Source organism: Flavobacterium haoranii, assembly GCF_009363055.1.
GTDB classification, from domain to species: domain Bacteria; phylum Bacteroidota; class Bacteroidia; order Flavobacteriales; family Flavobacteriaceae; genus Flavobacterium; species Flavobacterium haoranii.
In genome coordinates this window covers 2,038,969-2,063,985 of record NZ_CP045292.1, presented here as the reverse complement: position 1 = coordinate 2,063,985, position 25,017 = coordinate 2,038,969, and the positions used below count along the sequence as shown (strand labels likewise).

General features: G+C 31.7%; 18 protein-coding genes, 2 tRNA genes and 2 pseudogenes. 13 read left to right on the top strand and 9 right to left on the bottom strand.

Features of this window, described 5'->3' with window-relative positions:
• Nucleotides 1-93: 93 nt before the first annotated feature.
• The 4 genes from GCU34_RS09840 to GCU34_RS09825 all read left to right on the top strand — a co-directional run bounded on the left by GCU34_RS09840 (nucleotide 94) and on the right by GCU34_RS09825 (nucleotide 3,684).
• A complete protein-coding gene (locus tag GCU34_RS09840; RefSeq protein ID WP_072782740.1) occupies nucleotides 94-2,019 on the top strand; it encodes a M1 family aminopeptidase in 1,926 nt (641 codons plus the stop codon).
• Between the two features lie 78 nt (nucleotides 2,020-2,097).
• The gene (gene rseP / locus GCU34_RS09835; RefSeq protein ID WP_072782743.1) at nucleotides 2,098-3,423 is read left to right on the top strand and encodes an RIP metalloprotease RseP; all 1,326 of its coding nucleotides are present in this window, start codon (nucleotides 2,098-2,100) and stop codon (nucleotides 3,421-3,423) included.
• Between the two features lie 73 nt (nucleotides 3,424-3,496).
• Nucleotides 3,497-3,570, top strand: a tRNA-Asn gene (locus tag GCU34_RS09830).
• 40 nt (nucleotides 3,571-3,610) lie between these two features.
• Nucleotides 3,611-3,684, top strand: a tRNA-Asn gene (locus tag GCU34_RS09825).
• 86 nt (nucleotides 3,685-3,770) lie between these two features.
• Here GCU34_RS09825 and glmS read toward each other — a convergent pair.
• The 3 genes from glmS to GCU34_RS09810 are packed head-to-tail and all read right to left on the bottom strand — an operon-like array spanning nucleotide 3,771 to nucleotide 8,049.
• Nucleotides 3,771-5,618: a glutamine--fructose-6-phosphate transaminase (isomerizing) gene (glmS, locus tag GCU34_RS09820; protein WP_072782746.1), complete on the bottom strand. Its 1,848-nt coding sequence runs from the start codon at nucleotides 5,616-5,618 to the stop codon at nucleotides 3,771-3,773.
• Between the two features lie 7 nt (nucleotides 5,619-5,625).
• Nucleotides 5,626-7,239 (bottom strand): DUF4270 domain-containing protein, encoded by a 1,614-nt coding sequence (locus GCU34_RS09815; protein ID WP_072782749.1) that lies wholly within the window; start codon nucleotides 7,237-7,239, stop codon nucleotides 5,626-5,628.
• Nucleotides 7,240-7,242: 3 nt separating this feature from the next.
• On the bottom strand, nucleotides 7,243-8,049 hold the full coding sequence (locus GCU34_RS09810; RefSeq protein ID WP_072783410.1) for a glycogen/starch synthase: 807 nt from the start codon (nucleotides 8,047-8,049) through the stop codon (nucleotides 7,243-7,245).
• 107 nt (nucleotides 8,050-8,156) lie between these two features.
• Between GCU34_RS09810 and panC the strand changes: the two are divergent.
• The 5 genes and pseudogenes from panC (at nucleotide 8,157) to radA (ending at nucleotide 13,032) form a co-directional block, all read left to right on the top strand.
• A pseudogene (gene panC / locus GCU34_RS09805) lies at nucleotides 8,157-9,001 on the top strand (pantoate--beta-alanine ligase).
• Between the two features lie 64 nt (nucleotides 9,002-9,065).
• Nucleotides 9,066-9,416: an aspartate 1-decarboxylase gene (panD, locus tag GCU34_RS09800; RefSeq protein ID WP_072782754.1), complete on the top strand. Its 351-nt coding sequence runs from the start codon at nucleotides 9,066-9,068 to the stop codon at nucleotides 9,414-9,416.
• Entirely contained in the window at nucleotides 9,416-10,384 is a 969-nt protein-coding gene (locus GCU34_RS09795; RefSeq protein WP_072782757.1) for a lysylphosphatidylglycerol synthase transmembrane domain-containing protein, read from the top strand. The genes panD and GCU34_RS09795 overlap by 1 nt, the downstream gene beginning before the upstream one ends.
• 33 nt (nucleotides 10,385-10,417) lie before the next feature.
• Nucleotides 10,418-11,668 (top strand): alpha/beta hydrolase, encoded by a 1,251-nt coding sequence (locus tag GCU34_RS09790; protein WP_072782758.1) that lies wholly within the window; start codon nucleotides 10,418-10,420, stop codon nucleotides 11,666-11,668.
• A gap of 2 nt (nucleotides 11,669-11,670) precedes the next feature.
• Nucleotides 11,671-13,032, top strand: coding sequence for a DNA repair protein RadA (gene radA / locus GCU34_RS09785; RefSeq protein WP_072782761.1), 1,362 nt, complete (start codon nucleotides 11,671-11,673; stop codon nucleotides 13,030-13,032).
• A 35-nt stretch (nucleotides 13,033-13,067) separates the two neighbouring features.
• On the opposite strand, the gene GCU34_RS09780 is transcribed toward radA, so the two are convergent.
• Together GCU34_RS09780 and GCU34_RS09775 are read right to left on the bottom strand one after the other, a co-directional pair.
• Nucleotides 13,068-14,102, bottom strand: coding sequence for an aldo/keto reductase (locus GCU34_RS09780; RefSeq protein WP_072782764.1), 1,035 nt, complete (start codon nucleotides 14,100-14,102; stop codon nucleotides 13,068-13,070).
• Nucleotides 14,103-14,147: 45 nt separating this feature from the next.
• Nucleotides 14,148-15,482 (bottom strand): annotated as a pseudogene (locus tag GCU34_RS09775) (ammonium transporter).
• A 348-nt stretch (nucleotides 15,483-15,830) separates the two neighbouring features.
• On the opposite strand from GCU34_RS09775, the gene atpD reads away from it, so the two are divergent.
• Nucleotides 15,831-17,342 carry a F0F1 ATP synthase subunit beta gene (gene atpD, locus GCU34_RS09770; protein WP_072782767.1) on the top strand — a complete coding sequence of 504 codons (1,512 nt, stop codon included), beginning with the start codon at nucleotides 15,831-15,833 and terminating at the stop codon, nucleotides 17,340-17,342.
• Between the two features lie 74 nt (nucleotides 17,343-17,416).
• Nucleotides 17,417-17,698, top strand: coding sequence for a F0F1 ATP synthase subunit epsilon (locus tag GCU34_RS09765; RefSeq protein WP_072782770.1), 282 nt, complete (start codon nucleotides 17,417-17,419; stop codon nucleotides 17,696-17,698).
• A gap of 45 nt (nucleotides 17,699-17,743) precedes the next feature.
• On the opposite strand, the gene GCU34_RS09760 is transcribed toward GCU34_RS09765, so the two are convergent.
• Nucleotides 17,744-19,240, bottom strand: coding sequence for an aminotransferase-like domain-containing protein (locus GCU34_RS09760; RefSeq protein ID WP_072782773.1), 1,497 nt, complete (start codon nucleotides 19,238-19,240; stop codon nucleotides 17,744-17,746).
• A 68-nt stretch (nucleotides 19,241-19,308) separates the two neighbouring features.
• Here GCU34_RS09760 and GCU34_RS09755 point away from each other — a divergent pair, with 68 nt between their 5' ends.
• Together GCU34_RS09755 and GCU34_RS09750 are read left to right on the top strand one after the other, a co-directional pair.
• The gene (locus GCU34_RS09755; RefSeq protein WP_072782775.1) at nucleotides 19,309-21,126 is read left to right on the top strand and encodes a TonB-dependent receptor plug domain-containing protein; all 1,818 of its coding nucleotides are present in this window, start codon (nucleotides 19,309-19,311) and stop codon (nucleotides 21,124-21,126) included.
• A gap of 252 nt (nucleotides 21,127-21,378) precedes the next feature.
• On the top strand, nucleotides 21,379-22,560 hold the full coding sequence (locus GCU34_RS09750) for an Lcl domain-containing protein (protein ID WP_072782790.1): 1,182 nt from the start codon (nucleotides 21,379-21,381) through the stop codon (nucleotides 22,558-22,560).
• A 75-nt stretch (nucleotides 22,561-22,635) separates the two neighbouring features.
• Here the strand turns inward: GCU34_RS09750 and GCU34_RS09745 are convergent, their stop codons facing one another.
• The 3 genes from GCU34_RS09745 to aspS form a co-directional block, all read right to left on the bottom strand.
• On the bottom strand, nucleotides 22,636-22,836 hold the full coding sequence (locus GCU34_RS09745) for a cold-shock protein (protein ID WP_072782792.1): 201 nt from the start codon (nucleotides 22,834-22,836) through the stop codon (nucleotides 22,636-22,638).
• A gap of 73 nt (nucleotides 22,837-22,909) precedes the next feature.
• A complete protein-coding gene (locus tag GCU34_RS09740) occupies nucleotides 22,910-23,143 on the bottom strand; it encodes a hypothetical protein (RefSeq protein WP_072782794.1) in 234 nt (77 codons plus the stop codon).
• Nucleotides 23,144-23,186: 43 nt separating this feature from the next.
• On the bottom strand, nucleotides 23,187-24,932 hold the full coding sequence (aspS, locus tag GCU34_RS09735) for an aspartate--tRNA ligase (RefSeq protein ID WP_072782797.1): 1,746 nt from the start codon (nucleotides 24,930-24,932) through the stop codon (nucleotides 23,187-23,189).
• Nucleotides 24,933-25,017: the final 85 nt, after the last annotated feature.

Genomic DNA, 25,017 nt, shown 5'->3' with positions numbered 1-25,017 from the left:
AACAATATAAAATATCAAAATAATGAAGGAATTAGCTATAATTGTACATTCAAAAAGCTATTTTTTGTTACATTAGCAAAATTTTAAATTAAAATGAGAAAAATTACCCAATTCTTCCTTATTCTTAATTCTTTTTTTATTTTTTCTCAAAATGAAAAAGAACAATTTGAGCAAATGGTTGAAGCTGAAATGAAATCGGCTGCATCGGTTCAAAATTTTCAAGTAAATCCAAATACTCAAAATTACGATATCACATATCATGAATTGCGTTTTACTGTAGATCCTGCTGTTTACAATATTGTAGGTCAAGTTACAACTACTTTTACCGCATTAGAAGATATGAATACCATTACATTTGATTTAACAGATGTGTTAACAGTTAGTTCTGTTACAATGGGAGCGACTTCTTTAACTTTTAGTCAATTAGCAACAGAAGAATTAGTGATTGATTTTCCATCAACAATAACTAGTGGAACTTCTTCAACGGTTGTTATAAATTATTCAGGTGCTCCTGATACCGATGAACAGGCTTTTACAGCAAGTACTCACAATGGAACTCCTGTTATATACACACTTTCTGAGCCTTTTGGAGCAAGAGACTGGTGGCCATGTAAACAAGATTTAAATGATAAAGTAGATTCAATTGATGTTTACATTACTTGTCCTTCTGGTTATATAGGTGTTTCAAACGGTCTTTTACAAAGTGAAACTACTAACGCAGGAAATATTACAAGGCATTTTCATCATGGCTATCCTATTCCTGCTTATTTGATAAGTATAAATGTTACAAATTATGTAACCTATAATATACAAGGAGGATTAGGAACAACTGCAAGTCCATTTTTCCCTATCAATAATTACTTATATCCTGAAACTAATAGTACTTCAGTTCAGGCACAAATTAATCAAACGACACCCATAATTAATTTTTTTGAGTCTAGATTTGGAGATTATCCTTATCGTAATGAGCAATATGGCCACGTTCAGTTTGGATGGGGTGGAGGTATGGAACATGCTACGATGTCTTCAATGTACAATTTTAGTAGAAGTTTAATTGCTCATGAATTAGGACATCAGTGGTTTGGTGATAAAATTACTTGCGGAACATGGAAAGATATTTGGTTGAATGAAGGTTTTGCAGAATATCTTTCAGGATTAGTTTACGAACATCTTGATGGTGCTACAAGTTTTGTTAATTGGAAAGAAGGTAAAATTTTAAATATTACTTCGCAACCGGCCGGAGCTCTTTATTTGACAGATGCTGAAGCTTTAAATGTAAACAGAATTTTTAGTGGTCGTTTAACTTACAACAAGGGTTCAATGGTTGTTCATATGTTGAGATGGAAATTAGGTGATACAGCTTTTTTTCAAGCTATGAGAAATTATTTAGCAGATTCTAATTTAGCTTATGCGTATGCATTAACGCCACAATTGCAAGCTCATTTAGAGGCGGTTTACGGCAGTAGTTTAAACGAGTTTTTTAACGATTGGGTTTATAACCAAGGTTATCCTACATACAATATATCGGTCAGTAATTGGGGTGCTGGTCAAGCTAAAATTATAGTAAACCAAACGCAATCTCATCCATCAGTTTCTTATTTTGAAATGCCACTTGAAATTAGATTAAAAGATGCGGCTAACAACATTTATGATGTTATTGTAGATAATACTTTTAATGGGCAAGAATTTATAGTTTCAGTGCCATTTACGGTTGCTAGTGTTCAGTTTGATCCTAATAGACATATTATTTCAAAAAATAATAATGCAGTTTTAGGTGCTAATTCTTTTGCTTTTGATAACCAAGTTTTAGTTTATCCTAACCCTTCTGATAAAGAATTGTTTATAAAGTTACCTAACACAGTTCAACTAGTTAAAACTGAAGTTTATAATAATTTAGGACAAAAAGTTATGGAAACATCAAATTCAAACTTCTCAACAGAACGTTTACAAACGGGAGTTTATATTTTGAAAATTGAAACGAGTGAAGGACATTTTCATAAAAATTTTATAAAAAATTAAGTCCGTTTTAAAATGATGTATAAAAAGTAAGGTGAAAACCTTACTTTTGTCGTTTATATAAGTAAAAGAAATTCTAATATGATTCAATTAGCACAAATAATATTTATTCTTTCAGTTTTAGTGATTCTCCACGAATTTGGTCATTATATTACTGCAAAATGGTTTAAAGTAAGAGTAGAGAAATTCTATCTATTTATGGATGCTGGTTTTTCTTTGGTAAAAAAGAAAATTGGTGAAACAGAATGGGGAATAGGTTGGTTACCAATAGGAGGTTATGTAAAACTTTCGGGAATGATAGACGAAAGTATGGATACCGAACAAATGAAACAAGAAGCGCAACCTTGGGAATTTAGATCGAAACCAGCTTGGCAAAGATTAATTATTATGCTTGGAGGAATCATTGTAAATATTCTTTTAGCGTGGTTTATTTACAGTGTTATGTACTCAACTGTAGGTAAAAAATATGTTTCTACTGAAATTATTCAAAAAAACGGATTGTCTTTTGGTGAAGTTGGTCAAAATGCAGGTTTTGTAAATGGAGATAAAATTGTTTCGGTTGACGGTAAGTTTCAAGAAAACTTCAATAGAATGGTAATGGATATTTTATTCAGTCATGAAGTTGTAGTTGAAAGAAACGGACAAGAAGTAAAACTAAATTTGACAGATGAGCAAATTGGAGACATTTTAGCAAAAGAAGGAAGAAGTTTTATTGCGCCACGTTTACAAGCTGCAAAAATTGATTCAGTGTGGGTAGGTTCAAATGCTTCTTCAGCGGGATTAAAAAAAGGAGATTCTATAGTTGGTTTAAATAATCAGAAATTTAAATTTACTGATGAATTTTCTTCTCGTTTGTCTAAATTTAAAAATGATTCGGTTTCTATAACAGTTATAAGAAACAATAAAGAAGAGTTAATAAGAGCTAAAGTTGATTCAGTAGGAAAATTAGGATTTATGTTTTCGTCATATTTAAAAGATGATTATGTTGTAGATCAAAAAATGTCTTTTACTGAAGCTATTCCTGAAGCTGTAAAAGAATCTTGGGCGTTATTAGTTTATAATGTAAAGAGTTTTAAATTGATTTTAAGACCATCTACTGGAGCATATAAACAAGTAAAAAGTCCAGTTGGAATTGCACGTCAGTTACCAGACGAATGGAATTGGGAATTTATCTGGAACTTCACAGCATTATTTTCAATTGGTTTGGCTTTTATGAATTTATTACCTATCCCAGGATTAGATGGTGGTCATGCGCTTTTTACAATTGTTGAAATGATTACAGGAAAAACTTTAAGCGATAAAGCAGCAGGTTATGTACAAACTGCTGGAATGATTATATTGCTAACATTGATGGCTTTAACTTTTGGAAAAGATATATTTGAATTGATAGCAGATAAATTTTTCTAATATTTTTTCAAAAATAGTTTGTGTAAATAAAAAATCAAGTTATATTTGCACTCGCAAAAAAGGTTACACACCTTCCTCCTTAGCTCAGTTGGTTAGAGCATCTGACTGTTAATCAGAGGGTCCTTGGTTCGAGCCCAAGAGGGGGAGCTAACTTTTTTGTAACACGGAATTTAACCTTTAAGGTTATTCCTCCTTAGCTCAGTTGGTTAGAGCATCTGACTGTTAATCAGAGGGTCCTTGGTTCGAGCCCAAGAGGGGGAGCAAATAAAAAAGCCTAGTAATTTTTTACTAGGCTTTTTTAATTATGATAATTTAAAAAAAGGCGTTTTTTAAAACGCCTTTTTAATTTATTCTACTGTAACTGATTTTGCTAAATTTCTTGGTTGGTCAACATTACATCCTCTCATAACGGCAATGTGATATGAAAGTAATTGTAATGGAATTGTAGTTAAAAGTGGAGTAAAAGCCTCATTTGTTTCAGGGATTTCAATTACGTGGTCTGCAAGTTCTTTAACTTGTGTATCACCCTTAGTAACCACTGCAATGATTTTACCGCTTCTAGATTTAATTTCTTGAATGTTGCTTACTACTTTGTCATAATGACCTTTATTTGGAGCAATTACAATAACTGGCATTTGTTCGTCAATTAACGCAATTGGTCCATGTTTCATTTCTGCTGCAGGATATCCTTCAGCATGAATATATGATATTTCTTTTAGTTTTAAAGCCCCTTCTAAAGCTACAGGAAAATTATAACCTCTACCTAAATAAAGGCAGTTCGTAGCATTTTGATATACTGATGCAACTTGTTTTGCAACTTCATTGCTATTTAAAGCCTCTTGAACTTTTTCTGGAATTAATTCTAACTCTAATAAATGTCTTTGATAGTCAGAGTTAGACATAGTACCTTTAGCTTTAGCTAAGCGCAAAGCAATCATAGTTAACACTGTAATTTGTGTAGTAAATGCTTTAGTAGAAGCTACACCAATTTCTGGACCAGCGTGCGTATAGGCACCAGCATGAGTTTCTCTTGAAATAGATGAACCTACAACATTACAAACTCCAAATACAAATGCTCCATTTTCTTTTGCAAGTTTAATAGCGGCAAGAGTATCAGCAGTTTCACCAGATTGTGAAATAGCAATGACGATATCGTCTTTGTAAATAATTGGATTTCTATATCTGAACTCAGAAGCATATTCAACTTCAACTGGAATTCTCGCAAATTCTTCTATAATATATTCTGCAACTAAACCAGCATGCCATGAAGTTCCACAAGCAACAATTAGAATTCTTTTCGCATTTAAAAATCGTTCTAAGTTATCTTCTACTCCTGCCATTTGGATAATGCCTTTATTGGCTAAAAGTCGGCCTCTGTAAGTATCTTTAATAACACTAGGTTGTTCGTATATTTCTTTTAACATGAAATGTTCGTAACCACCTTTTTCAATTTGTTCAAGATTCATTTGAAGTTCTTGTACATAAGGATCTACAGAAGAGTCATCTTTAATTTTACGAACAATCATTGGTTTATGCAAGCGTACCACAGCCATTTCTTCATCTTCTAAATAAATGGCATTTGAAGTGTATTCTATAAAAGGTGAAGCATCAGAAGCAATGAAAAATTCATCGTCACCAATACCAATTGCTAACGGAGAACCTAAACGAGCGACAACAATTTCATTCGGTTTTTCTTTATCAAAAACTGCAATCGCATAAGCTCCTACAACCTGATTTAAAGCAATTTGAACCGCTTTTCCTAGCTGTACATTTTCTTTCTTTTTTACGTCTTCAATTAAGTTGATTAATACTTCAGTATCAGTATCCGATTTGAATGTATAACCTCTATTGATAAGCTCTTTCTTAATCGGCTCATAGTTTTCAATGATACCATTATGAATGATTACTAAATTACCTGAATTAGAATAATGTGGGTGCGAATTAACGTCGTTAGGAACTCCGTGTGTAGCCCAACGTGTATGTCCCATACCAATTTTACCAACTTTAGTATTTTCGGCTTCAGCTTTTGCTTCTAAATCAGAGACTTTGCCTTTTGTCTTAGATAGTTTTAAATTACTTCCATCAAATAGAACAATACCAGCACTGTCATATCCTCTATACTCTAATCGCTTTAATCCCTTAATTAAAACAGGGTAAGCATCTCTATGTCCAATATATCCAACAATTCCACACATAATATTATTATTTAGGTTCGGTATAGTAAATGTCTAATTTCATCTTTTTTGCAATGTCAGCAGCTGAAACATTTGTACCATATAAAACGGTACCAGTAGGTCCCATAATTGAACTCGTTGGAATTAATTCGTTGCCAAAGGTTGTAGTGTTTTTTATAGATCTTAAAGTTGAAACGTTAATATCTTCAGTAACAACAAGTCCTAACAATACATTTTCTGCTAATTCATCAACATCTGTATTTAAAAGATTTCTAATATGAGATGTAATTTTTATTCTATATTTTTTTTCACCAGTTTCAGAATTATTTTCTAATAAACCTCCAAATGTATATTTATTAAGTTTATTATCATAATTAGTTGTTGGATCTAAGTAATAGTCATAAATGTAAGTGTTGTTTGTAGCATCATAAAGATAGATTCTTGAAGCGTTTGTTTGTCCTAAATCTTTAACATTAATTGTTAAAATAGCATCGTTGATCAACCAATTCTTACTTCTTAAATTGTCTAGTTCATTTTGATCAAAAAGTTCAATAAAAGCGCCAGAACCTACTTGACCTCTTAAAGCAAGAGTTGCATCACCATTCACTGGATCAGAAGCATCTAATATAGTTTGATAATTAGATGAATTTGTGTTTTCAAAGAAATTTATAGTGTTTCCTTTTAAATTAAGTTTTAAAGTTTTTTTCTTTAATTCTGTGGTCGAATTCGTATCAGCTTTAGAATGATATTGAATTACTATGTAGCCTTTTGAAAAGTCCATTTGGGCTTGAGCAGCGTTACTTGCAATTGGATTTACTTGAAAGTATAATCCTCTGAAGTATTCTTTAAAATTGTTGTTGTTTAATAAATTGTTAGAGTTAGCTAATAAAACTTTGTTTAGAAAAAAGTTTTTGTCTAAATCTAACCACATTCCAGGGTCCATTCTATCTTTAATTACCCAATCGGCAGGGTCGGTCACAGGATTACCTTCATTATCCACTTTTTGTCCATTACCATCGGTTTCATAAATAATAATTTCATCGTTTGAAAAAAGAAAGTTGTTGTTTTGAAGAACATCACTAGAATTATTCAACGGCGTACTTACCAAATTATTTTCAATCGTACTTTTCTCATCGGAAAAATATTTTTGGCCTTGAGTTGGGTCGTTTACATCATTATTGGCTAAGTAGTATCCAGATTCATAAATTTTAAGATCAAAAGGCAATTGTGAATCACCACTTATAGAATCCAGAATGTATAAATTAGGATCATTGCCTACAGCATCATTGTTTGGATCCAAATGACTAAAATAAGGTATGTATAGGTAAACAGAATCTATACTTTGCATTTCAATATCATATCCTAAAATTGGATCTGTATCATCAAGTTCAACTTGTGTTACAAAACTTGCAACATTTTGGCCGAAAAATGGATTTTGAAATACGCCTAATGCATTAATAGGTAGGTTGTTAGATTGAACAGCTCCAGTAGGTTTTGTGTAGGCTTTAATGTTTTGAGCTTCATATTTTTCAAAATTATAATTCCCTTCACCAATAATATTTGATCCTATTGAGTTATAGTCTTTATCGCAAGACAGTAAAGTTAAAAATACTGCCGAAATAATAAAAATGTACTTTTTCATAGATTATAAAACGTTCTCTTTAATGAAGCTCATGTAAACTTCTTGTAATGATTCTTTCGGGGTGAAAGGTAAAAAAGGTTTTTTAGATGATTCTATATATTTTGTTAAAGTTGGGTTTAAACCCTCAGAACCAATAACTACTGCATCTGAGTGGTCTATAGTTACTTTCATTAAGTTCTCAAAATTTGGTTCGTTAATTACACTTGAAACCTCGTCAGGAATATTGTCAAAAGCAAGTTTTTTATCCATGTTTTCATCTAAAATTCCATCAAAACCAAGATTGTAAACAGAAGATATAATTTTAGTATCAGCAAAAATCCCTTCGTTCTTATAATAGTGTTTTAGATAAACGGGTAACATTGCTGCCATCCATCCGTGAACATGAATAACATCAGGAACCCAATTTAATTTTTTAACCGTTTCAACAACACCTTTTGCAAAAAAGATAGCACGTTCATCATTATCTGGGAATAAATTTCCTTCTTCATCTGTAAAAGTTGCTTTTCTTTTGAAATATTCGTCGTTATCAATAAAGTAAACTTGTATTCGTTCTTTCGGTATCGAGGCAACTTTAATAATTAATGGCATATCCATATCATTAACTACCAAATTCATTCCTGATAAACGAATAACTTCATGTAATTGGTGTCTTCTTTCGTTAATATTACCATATCTTGGCATGAAAATTCTTATTTGTCCTCCTAAATCATTAATCATTTTAGGGTATTCATAAGATTGTATAGAAACTTCATTTTCGGCTAAATAAGGCACCACTTCAGATGATACATATAATATCCTCTTGTCTTCCATAATTTTTTTGTTTATCAGTTTGTGTTTAAAAAACATGCAAAAATACAAAAATTTATGGATTTCACCATTAATGTAGTAAGTTTGCTTGATAAACTAATGCTTGTAGAATGCTTGTTTTTAATGAAAGAAAAGCAATTGTTTCTTTTTTAGAACCATTAATTGCTCAAAAAAAAACGATTGGTTTTGTGCCTACAATGGGTGCATTGCATGATGGTCATTTATCGTTATTAGATAAATCATTGAAAGAAAATGATGTAACGGTAATGAGTATTTTTGTGAATCCAACTCAGTTTAACAATCCTGAAGATTTAGAAAAATATCCTAGAAATTTAGAAAGTGATGTTAGCAAAGTAGAAGCTTTTAATAAAAATGTTTTAATATTTGCACCTTCTGTTTCAGATATTTATAAAAACAATGTAACTTCCGAAAACTTTGATTTTGATGGTTTAGAAAATCAAATGGAAGGGAAATATAGACCAGGACATTTTGATGGAGTAGGAACTATTGTAAAAAGGCTTTTTGAAATTATTAGACCTACAAATGCTTACTTTGGTGAAAAAGATTTTCAACAATTACAAATTGTTAAGAAAATGGTCGAAAAAGTTAATCTTCCTGTAAACGTAATAGGCTGTCCTATTTTTAGAGAGAAAAGTGGCTTAGCAATGAGTTCTAGAAATGAAAGATTATCCAAAGAGGCAAAAGAAAAAGCAACTATTATTTTTAAAATTTTAAAAGCAGGGAAAAAATATTTCGAAGAGCATTCTGCTTTAGCTACCCAATCATTTGTTGAGAAGGAATTTTCCAAACACCAAGATTTTAAATTAGAATATTTTGATATTGCTGAAGAGAAAACGCTTTTGCCTTGTATAAGAAAAAGCAAAAAAAGAAATACAGAGGTTTTGTAGCGGTTTTTATCGAAGATATCAGACTTATAGATAATATTGGACTGTAATTCAAAGTTAATTTTCAACTGAAAAAAATTATTGTAATTTTCTATAATTAGTTACCTTTGCACCATGCAAATTCAAGTAGTTAAATCAAAAATTCACAGAGTATCAGTAACTGGTGCCGATCTAAACTATATAGGTAGTATTACTATTGACGAAGCTTTAATGGAGGCTGCAAATATAGTAGAAGGTGAAAAAGTTCAAATTGTTAATGTTAACAATGGGGAACGATTAGAAACATATGCAATTAAAGGGCCAAAAGATACTGGTGAAATCACATTAAATGGACCGGCTGCCAGAAAAGTTCATAGAGGTGATATTATTATCATTATATCTTATGGGATTATAGACTTCGAAGAAGCTAAAAAATTTAGGCCAACTTTGGTGTTTCCAAACGAAAAAGACAACTCACTTACTTAGTGAATAAAAAACTTAAAAATACTCTTGGTATATTGCTCCCAATTTTATTGGGAGCTTTTTTAGTTATATACGAATACAAAAAGTTTACTCCTGAAGAATTAAATCACGTTTTGGATATCGTTAAAAATGCCGACATTACTTTTATCTTATTGTCTGCTTTGATGGCGTTTTTGGGATATGTTTTTAGAGCATATAGGTGGCGTTATACTCTAGAATACATAGGTTATAAGTCGGATTTTAAATTTAATTTAACTGTAATAAGTATTGCTTATTTTTTGAATTTAACCATTCCAAGATCAGGTGAAATTTCTAGAGCAGCATTGCTAGCAAAGTACAAAGGAGTTCCTTTTGATAAGGGATTTGGAACTATAATTGCAGAACGCATTGTAGATTTCTTTATATTAATGTCTTTTGTTTTATTGGCAGTAGTAATTGAATTCTCAACGTTAAAAGAATTTCTATTAAAATATATTCCTGTACAAACATTAGTTACAATTTTAATCGTTGGATTTTTATTTGGAATTCTTGGTTTGTATTTATTAATTTATTCAAAAAACGCATTTATTTTAAAAATTAAAAGCAAAATTTCTGGTTTAACAGAAGGAGTTTTAAGTGTTTTTAAAATGCCGAATAAATGGGCGTTCTTTTTGCAAACATTAGCCATTTGGACTTCTTATGTTTTGATGTTTTACTTTGTAATTTTCGCATTAGAAGAAACAAGGATGATTTCTTTCGGAACTGTTTTAGTCGCTTTTGTTATAGGAAGTCTTACAATTGCTTTTACAAATGGAGGGTTTGGGTTCTTTCAAAAGTTAATTGCTGAAATTTTAGTTTTATATAGTGTTCCTTTTGCGTCGGGCTATGCTTTTGGATGGGTATCTTGGACTTCGCAATTAATCATCACTGTTTTTTTAGGCGGACTAGCATTTTTAATTTTACCAACATTCAACAAAAAAGAAATTAATTAGTATATTGCTTTCAAAATTTAATTAAAATCTAATATGAGAGCGGTATTACTATTTTTGTTAACCTTAAGTACTTTTTTTGGTTTTTCTCAAACAATTCCTGAATCTATTCAATCTAAAAAATTAGGAGAAACAAGAAATTTTTCAGTTATTCTTCCACCATATTACGAGCAAAATGTAAGTAAAAAATATCCAGTTTTAGTGGTGTTAGATGGAGAATATTTATCAGGTTTATTTGAAGGAACTTTAAAGTATGGAAACTATTGGGATGATCTTCCCGAAATGATTATAGTTTCGGTTAATCAAAATTATGGTGAGCAACGTTTCAAAGACAGTGAGTTAGATGAAGAGACTGGTTTGCCAAAAGGAACTGGTGCTGCTTTCTTTGAATTTTTAGGCATGGAAATGTTGCCTTATGTTGAAGGTAAATATAGAGTACAGCCGTTTAGAGTTATTGCGGGTCACGATACAACAGCAGGATTTTTAAATTGTTATTTATACAAAGATAATCCGGTTTTTAATGGTTATATTTCTTTAGCTCCAGAAATGGCTTTAGATATGGAAAAAAGAGTCGCAGAGCGTTTAGCTGTAACTACAAAGCCAATCATGTATTATCAAGCTAGTGGTGAAGGAGATTTAGATGAATTAAGAGAAAAAACTCAAGCTTTAGATCAAAATATAAATGCAATTCCAAACAAAAATTTCCGTTACCAATACGACGATTTTAAAGGCGCATCGCATTATTCACTTGTAGCTCAAGCGGTGCCTCATGCTTTGTATTTTATATTTGACGGATATCAACCAATTTCAATGGTAGAATATCAAAATAAAATAGTAAAATTAGACAAGGGTTATACTCAATATATTATAGATAAATATAAAAACATTGAAGAAAAATTAGGCTTAAAGATTTTACCTCGTTTAACTGATTTTAAAGCAATTGAAGCGGCAATCTTAAAAAACAAAGCGTATCCTGAACTTCAGGAACTTTCTAAATATGCTGAAAAAAATTACCCTAAAACAACTTTGAGTGTGTATCACCAAGCGTTGTATTATGAAAAAATGGGCGAATTTAAAAAAGCAATCAAAGAATATAATAAAGGATTCACTAGAGAGCCAATTCGTGAGTTAACAGTTGAATTTATGCTAAATAGAGCAGAAAGATTAAAAGGAAAAGAAGACGAATCTAAAACTGAGGAATATGCTGATCCTCAAGCTCAAGATAATCCTGAAGGAGAAAATAATGATAATGGCGGAAGCAACGAAAATAAGGAAGGCGGCGAATAATAATGAGTAAAGTTAAAACGTCGTTTTTTTGTCAAAGTTGTGGTACTTCTTATTCTAAATGGCAAGGCCAATGCTATGCTTGTAAAGAATGGAATACCATAGTTGAAGAAATTATTCAAAAAGAAGACAAGGTTGCTTGGAAAAACAATGAGAAAGAAACTTCTCGAGTTTCGAAGCCACTGTTAATAAAAGAAATTGATTCTGATCAGGAAGTCCGATTAAATACAACCGATAATGAATTAAATCGTGTTCTTGGTGGCGGACTTGTGCCCGGTTCTTTAACGCTTTTAGGTGGTGAACCAGGTATTGGTAAAAGTACATTATTGTTGCAAATTTCGTTAAAGTTGCCTTATAAAACGCTTTATGTTTCTGGCGAAGAAAGTCAAAAGCAAATTAAAATGCGTGCCGAACGTATTTTACCAAATAGCGATAATTGCTATATTTTAACCGAAACAAAAACACAAAATATTTTTAAACAAATTGGAGATATTAATCCTGAAGTTGTAATTATTGATTCTATTCAAACATTACATACCGATTACATTGAATCTTCTCCAGGAAGTATTTCTCAAATTAGAGAATGTACTGCCGAACTTATAAAATTTGCAAAAGAAACCAATACGCCAGTAATTCTTATTGGTCATATTACTAAAGATGGGACTATTGCAGGGCCAAAAATTCTAGAGCATATGGTCGATACTGTTCTTCAGTTTGAAGGCGATCGAAATCATGTGTATCGAATTTTACGTTCGCTTAAAAATAGATTTGGTTCTACTGCCGAATTGGGAATTTATGAAATGCTCGGCAACGGTTTACGTGAAGTAGAAAATCCATCTGAAATTCTAATTTCTCATAAAGAAGAAGAATTGTCGGGAACTGCGATTGCTTGTACATTAGAAGGTATGCGTCCGTTAATGATTGAAATTCAGGCTTTAGTAAGTTCAGCAGTTTATGGAACTCCGCAACGAAGCACAACAGGCTATAATGCGAAACGTTTAAACATGATTTTAGCGGTTCTTGAAAAACGTGCAGGATTTCGATTAGGAACCAAAGATGTTTTTTTAAATGTTACAGGAGGAATTTCTGTTGATGATACTGCGATTGATTTGGCTGTTGTTGCGGCAATTTTATCTTCAAATGAAGATATCGCTATCGAAGAAGGATTTTGTTTTGCAGGTGAAGTTGGACTTTCAGGAGAAATTAGACCAGTTAATAGAATAGATCAGCGTATTCAAGAAGCTGAAAAACTTGGTTTTACAACAATATTAGTTTCTAAACACAATAAAATTTCACTTAAAAACACCAAAATTAAAATGGTACTCGTTTCAAAAATTGAAGATGTAGTAAGTGAGTTATTTGGATAAAAAAAGCTTCAAGAAATTGAAGCTTTTTTTATTTTTTAAGGTGCTGGATTCGGAATTAATTCTTGAATTTTTTCTATTTCCGAAATAATTTCTGGAGTCAACTCAACGCTAAAAGCATCAATATTTTCTTTTAATTGTTCTAAAGTCGTAGCGCCAATAATTGTTGAAGTTACAAACTTTTGCCTGTTTACAAATGCAAGTGCCATTTGAGTAAGTGTCAACTGGTTTGCTTCAGCCAATTCTTTATAAAGTTTTGTTGCTTTGTAGCAATTTTCATTAGTATAACGTTTAAAATTTGGAAACATAGCCATTCTATAATGCGGTTCCATTCCGTTTAAATATTTTCCAGATAAAAAACCAAAACCTAGTGGAGAATAAGCTAAAAGCCCTACATTTTCACGCATTGTAATTTCAGAAAGCCCTACTTCGTATAATCTGTTTAATAATGAAAAAGGATTTTGAATGGTTGAGATTCTTGGTAAACCATGCTTTTCACTTTCCATTAAAAACTTCATTACACCCCAAGGATTTTCATTTGAAACACCAATGTTTTTAATTTTCCCTTCTTTTATAATGCTGTCAAAAACAGTTAAAACTTCCGAAATATTGTCTTGCCATTGAGTATCTAATTCTTGTACACCACGCTTTTGAAACATATTCATAACACGTTCTGGCCAATGCATTTGATATAAATCAATGTAATCGGTTTGTAAATTTTTTAAACTCAGCTCAACTGCTTCAGTAATGCTTTTTTTGGAAAAATCTAAAGGTTGACGAATGTATTCCATTCCTCTATTTGGTCCGGCAATTTTAGTTGCCAAAACAATTTGGTCTCTTTTTCCTGATTTTTTTATCCAACTACCAATGTGTCTTTCAGTGCTTCCAAAAATTTGAGCATTTCCACCTATTGGATACATTTCGGCAGTGTCGATAAAGTTTATTCCTCTTTCTAAAGCGTAGTCTAATTGCGAATGTGCTTCGGCTTCAGTGTTTTGGTTTCCAAAAGTCATGGTTCCCAAACAAATTTTGCTAACTTTTAATTCACTATTAGGTAAATATGTAAACTCCATTTTTTATTTTTTGTAGCCCAAATTTACAAATACTATTTTTAATAGCTACATAGATTCGTTATGTTGTGATAAATCTAGACCCACTCTTTCCGATTCGTCTGAAACTCTCAATGGAATTATGATGTTTGTTAATTTGTATAGAGCCAATGCGCCAAAAAATGTAAAACCAGAAACTAAAACTAATGCAATCATGTGGTGCGAAAACACATTCCATCCGCCATGAAGTAAACTTGCATTTTCTCCTTCGGCAAAAATTGCAGTTAAAATCATTCCCATAATACCACCCACGCCATGACAAGCAAATACATCAAGTGTGTCGTCAATGGCTTTTAATTTTTTCCAATTTACCATTAAGTTTGAAACAATTGCAGCTATAAATCCGAAGAAAATACTTTTTGGCACTGAAATAAAACCAGCTGCAGGAGTAATCACAACTAATCCTACAACTGCTCCAATACAAGCATTCATTGCTGAAACTTTACGTCCGTTAATTCTGTCGAAGAAAATCCAAGTCATCATTGCAGAAGCAGACGCTATAGTAGTAGTAGCAAAAGCCATAGCAGCAGTTCCATTTGCTGCTAGTGCAGAGCCAGCATTAAATCCGAACCAACCAAACCACAACATTCCAGTTCCTAATAACACAAAAGGAATGTTTGTAGGAATATGTTCTCTATTTTTTCTTTTGCCTAATACAATTACTCCGGCAAGAGCAGCAAATCCTGCACTCATGTGAACTACTGTTCCTCCGGCAAAATCTTTAACCCCAAAATAACTTCCTAATAAACCATTTGGATGCCAAACCATATGGCATAATGGGGCGTAAATAACCAATATAAATAAACAGATAAATAATAAATAGGATACAAAGCGAACCCTTTCGGCAAATGAACCTGTTATAATTGCTGGTGTAATAACTGCAAATTTCATTTAAAATAAAGCAAAAAGTATAAAAGGTATAGTTCCTGCAAGAGTTTTATGTGGGAGTGATGATACGTTATTGAAAAATAAAAAATCGAAAGGATTACCAATTATTCCATAAAAAGTCTCATCAATTTCAAAACCTATTGGTCGCCCAAAAGACAAACTAAAACCTACAACAACCCATAATAAACTTACAACCCCAAGTGAAATGAAACTTTGAAGCATGGTTGAAATAACATTTTTTTTACCAACCATTCCTCCGTAAAAGAAGGATAAGCCTGGAGTCATTAGTAATACAAATGAAGATGAAGTTAATAACCAGGCTACATCTGCATGATTTATTTCGGCTTCTGTGGTAAATTCGCTTGCTAAATTATTAGAGTTTTCCCAAAAAAGACTCAAAACTGCAAGGATGGTAACTAGTGCAAAGGAAATAATCCATCTTTTTTCAATCTTCATATCAACTTAATTAAGGGTTTGTTTGACAAAAATATTAAATTTTTCATTTTAACCCTTAAAAAAATAGGGGTGTGTTGTTAAAATTTGTTTTATTAATATAGAATTAATTCAAAAGATTAGTAAATTTTACTCAAATTAAAATAAATTATTTTTCGTAAAAGATGAATAGTTGACAATAAAAGATGTTAATTTTAGATTTTTGCTTGTAGATTATGCATTAAAATACATTTAAATAGAAAAAATTCAAAAAATTAATTGCAAAATTGCTTATAAAAAAACTATCTTTGCACCCTGAAAAACTATAGTGTTTTTCGAAACGTAAATAGCTATTAAATAAATACATAAGCAATGTCTAAATTCACAGGAAAAGTTGCAAAAATTATCGGGCCGGTAGTAGATGTGGTTTTTGATACTACTAATGCCGAGTTACCAAAAATTTATGATTCATTAGAAATCACTAAAGCTGATGGTTCTAAATTAGTATTAGAGGTTCAATCACACATTGGTGAAGATACTGTTCGTACAATTTCAATGGACTCAACAGATGGATTATCAAGAGGTCAAGAAGTTGTTGCTCTTGGTACGCCAATTCAAATGCCAATCGGTCAAGAAGTTTTTGGTCGTTTATTTAATGTAATTGGAGAAGCAATCGATGGTTTAGGAGATTTACCTAAAGAAGGTGCAAATGGTTTACCTATCCATAGACCAGCTCCAAAATTTGAAGATTTATCAACTTCAACTGAAGTTTTATTTACAGGTATTAAAGTAATCGACTTAATTGAGCCTTATGCAAAAGGAGGGAAAATTGGTTTGTTTGGTGGTGCTGGTGTAGGTAAAACAGTATTAATTCAGGAGTTGATTAACAATATTGCTAAAGGTCACGGAGGTTTATCAGTTTTTGCCGGAGTAGGTGAAAGAACTCGTGAAGGAAATGACCTTTTAAGAGAGATGTTAGAGTCTGGTATTATTAAATATGGTGAAGATTTCATGCACTCTATGGAAAATGGAGGATGGGATTTAACTAAAGTTGACAAAAACGGAATGAAAGATTCTAAAGCTACTTTCGTTTTCGGTCAGATGAATGAACCACCAGGAGCTCGTGCACGTGTTGCTTTATCAGGTTTAACTATTGCTGAGTATTTCCGTGATGGTGCTGGTGAAGATCAAGGTAAAGACGTATTATTCTTCGTTGATAATATCTTCCGTTTTACACAAGCAGGTTCTGAGGTATCAGCGTTATTAGGACGTATGCCATCAGCGGTAGGTTACCAACCAACATTGGCAACTGAGATGGGTGCAATGCAAGAGCGTATTACTTCAACAAAAAGAGGATCAATTACTTCAGTACAAGCGGTATATGTACCTGCGGATGACTTAACTGACCCGGCGCCAGCTACAACTTTCGCGCACTTAGATGCTACTACAGTATTATCTCGTAAAATTGCTGAGTTAGGTATTTACCCAGCGGTAGATCCATTAGATTCTACTTCTCGTATCTTAACTCCAGAAATTTTAGGTAAAGAGCACTATGCTTGTGCACAAAGAGTAAAAGAGATTTTACAACGTTACAAAGAATTACAAGATATTATTGCAATCTTAGGTATGGAAGAGTTATCAGAAGATGATAAATTAGCTGTAGCTAGAGCACGTCGTGTACAACGTTTCTTATCTCAACCTTTCCACGTTGCGGAACAATTTACAGGTATCCCTGGGGTATTAGTAGATATTAAAGATACTATCAAAGGTTTCAACATGATTATGGATGGTGAATTAGATCACTTACCAGAAGCAGCTTTCAACCTTAAAGGTACTATCGAAGAAGCTATCGAAGCTGGAGAGAAAATGTTAGCTGAAGCGTAATATGTTTATAGTTTGTTGTTTGTAGTTTATTGTTAACCATAAACCATAAACGTTAAACCATAAACTAAATAAAAATGATTTTAGAAATAGTTTCACCCGAAGCAACATTATTTAAAGGAGAAGTTACTTCTGTAGCGGTTCCTGGAGTTAATGGTGAATTCCAAATGTTAAATAACCACGCGCCTATTGTGTCGTTGTTAACAAAAGGGAATGTGAAAATCAATGCTCAAAACATTAAAATTGAGAAGGAATTTGCTTCTAAATTTAATAAAGTAAACGAGCAAAATTATTGGTTACCTATTACTTCTGGTACAATAGAAATGAATGAAAACAAGATTATTGTTTTAGCAGACTAAGACAGTAAAATAATACTTAAAAAGTCCCGCAATTGCGGGACTTTTTTATTTCAAAACTTCAGCGTAAGCTTCTTTCAATTTTTGAATCGCAATTTCTAACTCTTCTTCGTTTAATTGTCCAAAACCAAATCGAATGGCGCAAACATTTTTATCTTGATACAAAATTTTCTTTGGTAAATGTAAATCGAGTTTTAAAGCTTCTTCAGCAAGTTTAACCAACGAGATTTTTTGAGTAAATTCTAACCAAATCGCAAGTCCACCATTCGGCTTTTTATAAGTGATAGTATCTTTAAAATGTTGGTCTAAAAGTTGGCATAAAAATTCCAAACGTTTTTCATAAATAAGGATATTCTTTTTAATTAGTCGGTGGATTTCGCCTTCATAAATTAATTCCGAAAGCATTTGTTCTTGAATTAAATCACCTTGTTTGTCTAGAATTTGTAAGTAGTTTTTAGCTTCTAAAATCAAATTTTCTGGCGCTATTACGAAACCTGTTTGAAAACTTGGAAAAAGTGATTGTCCTAATTTTCCTAAATAAATAACTTGGCCGTTTATATCAGAACATGCTAAAGGAAGTTTAGCCGTTCCTTCAAATTGAAAGTCATAATCAAAATCGTCTTCAATAATAGCAAATTTGTATTGGTTAGCCAATTCTAACAATTGTAATCTTCTTTCAGGACTTAAGGAATTTGTTGTAGGATAATGTCTATTAGAACAAACATAAATACTTCGTATTTTTTGTTTTTTACATTGTTTCTCAATTTGTTCAATGTTTAAACCAAATTCATCCGTTTTTACAGTTTTAATTTTTGCTCCAACTTGCTGAAAAATCATATTGGCGGCATAATTACTCAAATCGCCAACCAAAACCATATCGTCATTTTTTAGTAATAATTGCGAGATAATATACAAACTCATTTCGGTACTACGCGTGTTCATAATATTGTTCGGATTTATTTTAAACCCGCGAGTAGCGTTAAGATAATTGGCTAATTGTACTTCAAAGTTGGAATAGGAATTTGTTTTGTTCCATTTAGTAATTAAATTTTTCCTTTTCATGGAAGCACTGTACCATTTTGAAAACTGATATATAGGATGCAATCTTAAATCGGGTTGACCATCATTAATACTTAAACTTGCATTATTGTGTTCATCTGTAGAGGCTAAGTGAAACGAAGTTTGAAAGGTAAAACCAGTTGTTTTTGCATATTCATTAGCTGTATTTTTACTTTCATGAATTGCTTTAATTGATGCAGTTTTAAGTTCTGGAATTAAAACATAAGTGCCTTTATTTGGAATAATTTCAACCCAACCTTGCGAGGCTAATTCTTCATAAACTGCGACTACAGTATTGCGATGAATATGTAAAGCCTGACTTAAAATTCGTGTTCCAGGTAATGCAGTTCCTTTTAATAAAATTCCGCGTTGAATTGCATTTATAATCTGTTGGGAAATCTGAATAAATACAGGATTCTCAGCTGTCTTTTCAAACTGAATGATTTTTTTTAAAATAGCAACAACCGGACTATCTGTATTTTTCAAACTGGACTATTTTAGTAGTCCGGAAAGTTACGACTTTTGCACCGTTTTAAAGAAATAAATTTTTACAAATGAAAAAAATTGGTGTTTTATTACCGTTAGTTTTTGCGGTTTTAAAAGGAAATGCTCAGGAAGATATTCAGAAAACGGATACTTTAAAAGAAGTTGTAGTCACATCTTCTAGAATTGATTTACCATTTAAAGAAAATTCAAGAACCATTCAAATTATATCTGCTGAAGATATTAAAAAGTTAGGTGTGACAAATGTTGCCGATGCTTTACAACAAATTGCAGGAATTGATGTGCGTCGTCAAGGTGTTAACGGAATGCAATCGGATTTATACATAAGAGGTGGAAGTTTTGATCAAACCTTGTTATTAATAGATGGTATTAAAGTAGATGATGCACAAACGGGACATCATACGATGAATTTACAGTTGCCTATTGAAGTTATCAAAAGAATTGAAGTAATAAAAGGTCCGGCCGCTCGTATTTTTGGTCAAAATGCATATAGTGGAGCCATTAATATTGTTACTAAAGATGCACCAGATAATTCATTAGTTGCTAAGGTGCAAGGAGGTTCTTTTAATCAGTTTTTAGGTGAAGTAACAGGTACAATCAACATGGAGAAATCGAGCCATTTAGTTCATGTGAGTAAAAATTTCTCTGAAGGGTATCGTCATAATACTGATTTTGATAATACGAATGTATTTGTGAAAAGTCAGTTTAATAAAGATAAGCTGCCAATTGATTTCATTGCTACACTTAGTGAAAGAAAATTTGGAGCCAATGGGTTTTACGGAATTGCTTCGGCAACAGAACAATATGAAGAAACTCAGGCAAGTTTAATTGGTTTTTCAACAACGATTAAAAAAGGCAATTTTACTTGGAAACCAAAAGTATATTGGAGAAGAAACCAGGATTTATATTTATACATTAGAAGTAATCCATCGGCTTACAGAAATATGCACATCACAAATAAAGTTGCTGCCGAATTAAATGGATCGTATCAATCAAAAATAGGAATTACTGGTTTTGGTGTAGAGTTTTCTAAATATTACATTGGTAGTAACCGATTAGGTGATAATCAAAGAGAAATTGCAAGTTTGTTTTTAGAACATCGTTTTCAGTTTTTCAACAATATTTTAGATGTTACGCCAGGAATTTCAGTATCATATTTTTCAGATTTTGACAACCAAGTTTTTCCAGGTTTAGATTTAGGGGTTAAAATTTCTGATAAATTTAGAGCTTACGGAAACATTGGAACATCTTATAGAGTACCAACTTATACAAATTTATACTATACTTCGCCAACGACAATTAGTAATACAGATTTGAATACTGAAGAAGCTTTTTCGCAAGAGCTTGGATTAAAATATTTAAGTAAAAAGTTCAACATGTCGGTTGCAGTTTTTAATCGAGATGCAGACAATCTAATTGATTATGTTCGTGAAAACACTACAGATGCTTGGCAAGCACAAAATATTCAAAGTGTAAACACTAAAGGATACGAAACGCAAATGGATTATTTATTTTCATTAAATAATTTACAGCAAAAAATTCAGTTAGGTTACGCGTATTTAGATAATGATGTTAAAGAGAGTGATGCAAATTTTTCACAATATTCAATTAACTCAATGAAACATCAGTTTACAAGTAGTTTACAATTTAATTTCTTTAAAGGGTTTAATACAACATTTGCATATAGATATGTAGAACGTACTTCGGGAATTAGCTACAATGTTTACGATACCAATATTAGTTACAGAATTAAAGCAATCGAATTTTCTATGTTTGCTAATAATATTTTTAATGAAGAATATGTAGAATCAGGAATGATACCGATGCCTAAAGGAAATGCACTATTTGGGTTAAAATACTTTTTTTAGTAAGTTTTAAAAGTTTAAATTTGGAAAGAGATTGCAGTTTTGTAATCTCTTTTTTTTGTGTTTTTTGTTGAATGTGAAATAAGTTTTGAGTTGTAAATAATTTTCAATATGTTTGATTTTTTGATGGATGCAGCTTGAACGGTTGAAATTTGATATTAGCAATACCAGTTTTTAGGTGAAAAACCAAAATGGATTTGCTCATGACATACAATAGAAAGAAACTTACAAGCACAGAATTCTAATAAGTAAAATATGAAATTTAAAGTTTACAATTGTTTAGTTATAATATTTTCAGTTTTTATTATTTCATGTAGTAAAGATAGTTCAAATGATAACCTTAGTTTGCCTTCTGTGGTTACATTAGAAATTGATAATCTAACATATAATAGTGTTGAGAGTGGCGGAAGTATAATTTCAAATGGAGGGACTTCTATTATTTCTTGTGGAGTAGTTTGGAGTACAAATGAAAATCCTACAATTAATGATTTTAAAACAACAGATGTTTTATCTGTAAGTGAATTTACATCTTCAATTACTAACTTGGAACCAAATACTACTTATTATATAAAAGCTTATGCAACAAATAGTGAAGGAACATCTTATGGAAATCAAATTTCATTTACTACAAATCAACTAATTTTACCTGTTGTTAATACTATTTCTTTGGATTATATTTATAATCTTCAATGTGAAGTTGGAGGTGAAATTATTACAGATAATGGAATTCCAATAATTACAAGTGGGTTTGTTTATAATGAAGGCCAAGCTTCTCAAAATATTAATCTTAACTTAAATAATGGAATTTCAATTAATAATACAAATACTTCAATTGGAAGTTTTTATTCATTAATTAGTGCTTTTATGTTTACTGGAAGTTATATAAGTGTTAGGGCTTTTGCGACAAATTCACAAGGAACATCTTATGGTAATGTTTTAGAAGTATATATTCCTCCTATAATATATATTGGAGATCAAATTGGAGGCGGAACAGTTTTTTTAACTACTGGTCTTCATACTGGTTTAGTAGTTGCAGTAATGGATGGTAATGATTTAGTTAATTGGGGTTGTTTAGGTGTAAATGTTCTAAATACATTTAATGATGTCTTTCAGGGAGAATTTAATTCAGATAAAATTAACAATACTCATATTAATGCCGCATGTAATGGAAATTTTGCAGTTAATATGTGTTTGAACTTAACTCAAGGTGGTTATAATGATTGGTATTTACCTTCTAAGGATGAGTTAAATGCTTTATATGATTGTTATTTACAAGGTTACTTGCCGGACCTTCAAGATAAAAAAATTTGGTCATCAACCCAATATGATAGTCAAAAGGCATGGTCTCAAACATTTAATTCAAATGGGACACAGCTTTCAGAAAATAAAGACATATCAAATAGTGTAATTGCTATTAGAACTTTTAGCGGTTATTAATAACAAAAATCCCGAGCACTGCTCGGGATTTTTGTTTTTACCTAGGTAATCAAAAAATAATAAGCGTAATCTATATTAGTCTTCGATAACTACTACTTGAGCAGCTACTTTACCTTTTTTTCCGTCTTCTTCTTCGTAACTTACAGCATCACCTTGCTCTAATTTCTCTACTCTTAAACCTGTAGCGTGTACGAAAATGTCTTTTCCAGTTGCATCATCAGTAATGAAACCGTAACCTTTTTCTTCATTGAAGAATTTTACTTTGCCTGTTCGCATAAATAAAAAATAAAATTAATAATGTTCAAAGATAGTTTTATTAATGACGTGACAAAGTTTTTTTTTAAGAAATTTACTGATTTTCAGTTTTTTCGCTGTTTTTATCGAGTTGAGAATTCAAGTATTCCTTTAATTTACTTTTTTTATATCTATGAATTATAAAAAGTGGCATAATTCCGAATGCAATTAATAACACTCCAATCCCAATCCATTTATCTCCAGATTTTGCAATTTCTGAATTCAAATAAGAACCATATCCTACAAAGGCGAAAAACAAAATCAATAAACTTAATATAAAGTATTTCATGTTTTTAAAGTTAAAAAAAGGACTCAATTTGAGTCCTTTTTGCTTATTTTAATTGAATATGTAATTCATCTAATTGGTGGTTGTCAATTACAGAAGGCGCATCAATCATCACATCTCTACCGCTATTATTTTTAGGGAACGCAATAAAATCACGAATGGTTTCTTGTCCACCTAAAATAGAAACCAAACGATCTAAACCAAAAGCCAAACCTCCGTGTGGTGGTGCGCCAAATTGGAATGCATTCATTAAGAAACCAAATTGATTTTCTGCTTCTTCTGGTGTAAAACCTAATAAATCAAACATTTTAGCTTGTAATCCTTTATCGTGAATACGAATAGAACCACCGCCAATTTCATTTCCATTTAACACCATATCATAAGCATTTGCTCTAATTGCTCCAGGGTTTGAATCAATTAAATGAATATCTTCTGGTTTTGGCGATGTAAATGGATGGTGCATCGCATGATAACGTCCGCTTTCTTCATCCCATTCCAAAAGTGGGAAATCTACAACCCATAATGGAGCAAATTCATCTGGTTTACGTAAACCTAAACGATTTCCTAATTCCATTCGTAAAGCAGATAATTGTGTTCTCGTTTTATCTGCATTTCCAGATAGTACTAAGATTAGATCTCCAGGTTGTGCACCTGTAACTTCAGCCCATTTTTTTAAATCTTCTTGGTCGTAGAATTTATCTACAGAAGATTTTAAACTTCCGTCTAATTCATATTTACAGTAAACCATTCCACTAGCACCAACTTGTGGACGTTTTACCCAATCAATTAACGCATCGATTTCTTTTCTAGTAAAAGAAGCGCATCCTGGAACAGCAATACCAACAACTAATTCTGAGTTATTGAAAACTCCAAAATCTTTATGTTGTGCAACTTCATTTAACTCACCAAACTTCATTCCAAAACGAATGTCTGGTTTGTCATTTCCGTAAGTTTTCATAGCGTAGTCGTAAGTAATTCTAGGGAATTTTTCTACTTCTATGCCTTTTATTTCTTTTAGTAAATGACGTGTTAAACCTTCAAACATGTTTAAAATGTCTTCTTGTTCCACAAATGCCATTTCACAGTCAATTTGAGTAAACTCAGGTTGGCGGTCGGCACGTAAATCTTCATCACGGAAACACTTAACAATTTGGTAGTATTTATCCATACCGCCTACCATCAATAATTGTTTGAAAGTTTGCGGCGATTGTGGTAATGCATAAAACTGCCCTTCGTTCATTCTACTAGGCACAACGAAGTCACGAGCACCTTCTGGAGTAGATTTAATTAAATAGGGTGTTTCCACATCACAAAACCCTTGGTCTGTAAGATATTTTCTTACTTCCATAGAAACTTTATGACGGAATAATAAGTTATTTTTTACAGGATTTCTACGAATATCTAAATAACGATATTTCATTCTTAAATCTTCACCACCATCTGTTTCATCTTCAATTGTAAAAGGTGGTAACATTGCTTCGTTTAAGATAGTCAATTCAGAAACTAATATTTCAATATCACCAGTTGCAATATTTTTATTTTTAGATTCACGCTCAATAACTGTTCCTTTAACTTGAATTACAAACTCTCTACCAAGTGTTTTTGCTTTTTCAAAAACTTCTTTTGCTGTTCTTTGTTCGTCAAAAATTAATTGAGTTATTCCGTAACGATCACGCAAATCAACCCAAATCATAAAACCTTTATCACGAGTTTTTTGAACCCAACCAGCAAGTGTTACTTCATTATTTATATGTGTAGCATTTAATTCGCCACAAGAATGACTTCTATACATTAGAATAATTTTTTGCAAAAATAACAACAAAAATCAAATTTTAACGTTTCACATCAGGATAATCCATAATTATTTTGCTTTAGTT

Coding starts and splice junctions, on each gene's coding strand:
- GCU34_RS09740 (WP_072782794.1), bottom strand. CDS start 23,143: ATGAAATACTTTATATTAAGTTTATTGATTTTGTTTTTCGCCTTTGTA.
- GCU34_RS09815 (WP_072782749.1), bottom strand. CDS start 7,239: ATGAAAAAGTACATTTTTATTATTTCGGCAGTATTTTTAACTTTACTG.
- rseP (WP_072782743.1), top strand. CDS start 2,098: ATGATTCAATTAGCACAAATAATATTTATTCTTTCAGTTTTAGTGATT.
- GCU34_RS09765 (WP_072782770.1), top strand. CDS start 17,417: ATGATTTTAGAAATAGTTTCACCCGAAGCAACATTATTTAAAGGAGAA.
- GCU34_RS09840 (WP_072782740.1), top strand. CDS start 94: ATGAGAAAAATTACCCAATTCTTCCTTATTCTTAATTCTTTTTTTATT.
- panD (WP_072782754.1), top strand. CDS start 9,066: ATGCAAATTCAAGTAGTTAAATCAAAAATTCACAGAGTATCAGTAACT.
- GCU34_RS09755 (WP_072782775.1), top strand. CDS start 19,309: ATGAAAAAAATTGGTGTTTTATTACCGTTAGTTTTTGCGGTTTTAAAA.
- GCU34_RS09745 (WP_072782792.1), bottom strand. CDS start 22,836: ATGCGAACAGGCAAAGTAAAATTCTTCAATGAAGAAAAAGGTTACGGT.
- GCU34_RS09750 (WP_072782790.1), top strand. CDS start 21,379: ATGAAATTTAAAGTTTACAATTGTTTAGTTATAATATTTTCAGTTTTT.
- GCU34_RS09810 (WP_072783410.1), bottom strand. CDS start 8,049: ATGGAAGACAAGAGGATATTATATGTATCATCTGAAGTGGTGCCTTAT.
- radA (WP_072782761.1), top strand. CDS start 11,671: ATGAGTAAAGTTAAAACGTCGTTTTTTTGTCAAAGTTGTGGTACTTCT.
- atpD (WP_072782767.1), top strand. CDS start 15,831: ATGTCTAAATTCACAGGAAAAGTTGCAAAAATTATCGGGCCGGTAGTA.
- glmS (WP_072782746.1), bottom strand. CDS start 5,618: ATGTGTGGAATTGTTGGATATATTGGACATAGAGATGCTTACCCTGTT.
- GCU34_RS09790 (WP_072782758.1), top strand. CDS start 10,418: ATGAGAGCGGTATTACTATTTTTGTTAACCTTAAGTACTTTTTTTGGT.
- aspS (WP_072782797.1), bottom strand. CDS start 24,932: ATGTATAGAAGTCATTCTTGTGGCGAATTAAATGCTACACATATAAAT.
- GCU34_RS09780 (WP_072782764.1), bottom strand. CDS start 14,102: ATGGAGTTTACATATTTACCTAATAGTGAATTAAAAGTTAGCAAAATT.